The sequence below is a fragment of the Kocuria sp. genome (genome assembly GCF_030536815.1).
In the GTDB taxonomy this organism is placed as follows: Bacteria; Actinomycetota; Actinomycetes; order Actinomycetales; family Micrococcaceae; genus Kocuria; species Kocuria gwangalliensis.
Genome location: NZ_JAUNPE010000274.1, coordinates 1 through 2,146 on the forward strand (window position 1 = coordinate 1; position 2,146 = coordinate 2,146).

Genomic DNA, 2,146 nt, shown 5'->3' on the forward strand with positions numbered 1-2,146 from the left:
GCCAAGCTCGCCCAGGACGGCGACAACTCCCGTCAGCTCGGAGGCCGCGGAGCGCGCCCCAAGCGCTAACTCCCTAGCTTGCTCGCTCTTCTTGGTCAACGTCTCGGCCCAGCACGAACTCCGTGGCGGTGACGGCTCGGGGCATGGTTTCCACGGGCTTGGTTTCGAGACCGGTGGAATCGTTGTCGGTGGGATCCAGAGCGGCGATCTTGCGTGCAGAGGGCAGCACGCGGGTTTCCAATGATCCCACGAGTTTGTTGTAGCCGTCCACCGATCGCCGCAGCGATCCACCCATGTCCGTGAGGTGTTTGCCCACTGATCCCATGCGGTCGTAGAGCTCCCGCGACAGCCGGTAGAGCTCACGAGCGTTGTCCGTGAGGGTGGCCTGCCGCCAGCTGAACGCCACGGCCTTCAACGATGCCATCAGCGACACCGGGGACACCAACGCCACGTTGTTCCGCGAGGCATGTTCCAGCAGTGTCGCGTCCGTTTCCAGGGCTGCGGCCAGGGCGGATTCCACGGGGACGAAGCACATCACCAGCTCGGGTGACCCATCGTTGCCCGTCCAGTACTGCTTGGTGGCCAGCGCGTCCACGTGCGACCGCAGTGCTTTGGCGTGCGCCTTCAAGGACCGCGCCCGGAGCTGCTCGTTCTCGGAGGAGCCGTCCGCGGGAACGGCCTGCGAATCCAGGTAGGAGTTCATGGGTGCCTTGGCATCCACCACAATTGATTGCCCACCGGGCAGCTTGATGATCATGTCCGGTCGTTGCACTCCGCGGTCGGTCACGCGGGAGTCCTGCTCCGTGAAATCCACGTGGCGCACCATGCCCGCGGCCTCCACCACGCGGCGCAACTGCATTTCTCCCCACGCACCTCGCACTGTGGTGGACCGCAGGGAGGATGACAACGAACCGGTGGCCTCCAACAACTGGGCGTCGGTGCTGCGAGCGGCATCCAGTGCCTGGCTCACCGCACCGAACTGCGCCGCACGGTCACGTTCCAATTGGGTGACGTGATGCCCCACGGTGCGCAGCTGATCATTGAGCGGAGCCAGCGCCTGCAGCACGTTCTGATCCTGGAAGGACCGCGCTTCAAGGGTGGCCACGTGTTTCTCGAGCTGTTCTTTGGCTTCCCGTGCCGCGGCGCTTTCCTGTAACGCGCTCAGACGCTCGGCCTGCAACTCATCGACCTCGGTTTCAACTCGCCGTGTCCGGCGACCCGCCACCGTCAGACCCACGGCCGCACCCAGCCCTAGGCCCACCACGAGGGCGAGCAACGCCCACAACCACCACACCTGCGACATCACGGAAGCGTCCATGGGGGAACTGTCTCAGATCCCTCCGACACGCATAAGTTCGTTCCTGGGGGAGCCCCTGAAACACGCCCCGCTAGATCCACCCGTTGCGCAGCGCCCTCGCCGCGGCCTCGGAACGGTTGCGCACACCCGTCTTCCCGATGGCCGACGACAAATGATTGCGCACCGTACCGGGGGACAAATGCAGGGCGGCCGCAATGTGCTTGGCGGAGCCACCTTGCGCGGATTCCCGCAGCACGTCCTGTTCCCGCTGGGTCAACGGGTTGAACCCGGCCACCAAGGACTCCTCCGCGAGAACTGGATCGATCACGCGCAGTCCCGCGTGCACGCGTCGGATGGCCTCGGCCAATTGGTCGGCCGGGGTATCTTTCACAACGAACCCGCTCGCACCGGCCTCCAGGGCGCGCCGCAAATACCCGGGCCGGTCGAACGTCGTGACAATCAGACATTTGGTCCCGCTACCGCCGCGGGCAATTTCCTGCGTGGCATCCAGCCCGTTGAGCACGGGCATTTCAATGTCCAAGAGAGCCACATCTACGTCCTGGGCTGTGACTGCCTCCACCGCCTCTCGGCCGTTGCCGGCCTGGGCCACCACACAGATGTCCGGTTCCAGCTCCAGCAGCGCGGCCAGCCCGGCCCGCACCAACGCTTGGTCGTCAGCGATCACTACGGAAATGGTGTTCATGCCGGCTCCACCACAATTCGAGTTCCTCGGTCCTTACCTTCCACGGGCGAGGTCACGGTCAATTTCAACCCCGCTCTCTCCGCCCGTTCCCGCATGCCGCGCAGGCCGTTCCCCGGAACGGACGACGCCGCGTTCGCGCCGTCGCG

At 65.3% G+C, this 2,146-nt stretch carries 2 protein-coding genes; both read right to left on the minus strand.

The annotated features are described in order from the left end of the window. Positions 1 to 73: 73 nt before the first annotated feature. A complete protein-coding gene (gene rmuC / locus Q4E95_RS13090) occupies positions 74 to 1,318 on the minus strand; it encodes a DNA recombination protein RmuC (RefSeq protein ID WP_303383718.1) in 1,245 nt (414 codons plus the stop codon). Between the two features lie 70 nt (positions 1,319 to 1,388). After that, positions 1,389 to 2,000 (minus strand): response regulator transcription factor, encoded by a 612-nt coding sequence (locus tag Q4E95_RS13095; RefSeq protein WP_303383719.1) that lies wholly within the window; start codon positions 1,998 to 2,000, stop codon positions 1,389 to 1,391. Between the last annotated feature and the right edge of the window lie 146 nt (positions 2,001 to 2,146).

Bases quoted from the DNA above. Each gene is read 5' to 3' on its own strand.
- Q4E95_RS13095 (WP_303383719.1), bottom strand. From the start codon at position 2,000: ATGAACACCATTTCCGTAGTGATCGCTGACGACCAAGCGTTGGTGCGG.
- rmuC (WP_303383718.1), bottom strand. From the start codon at position 1,318: ATGGACGCTTCCGTGATGTCGCAGGTGTGGTGGTTGTGGGCGTTGCTC.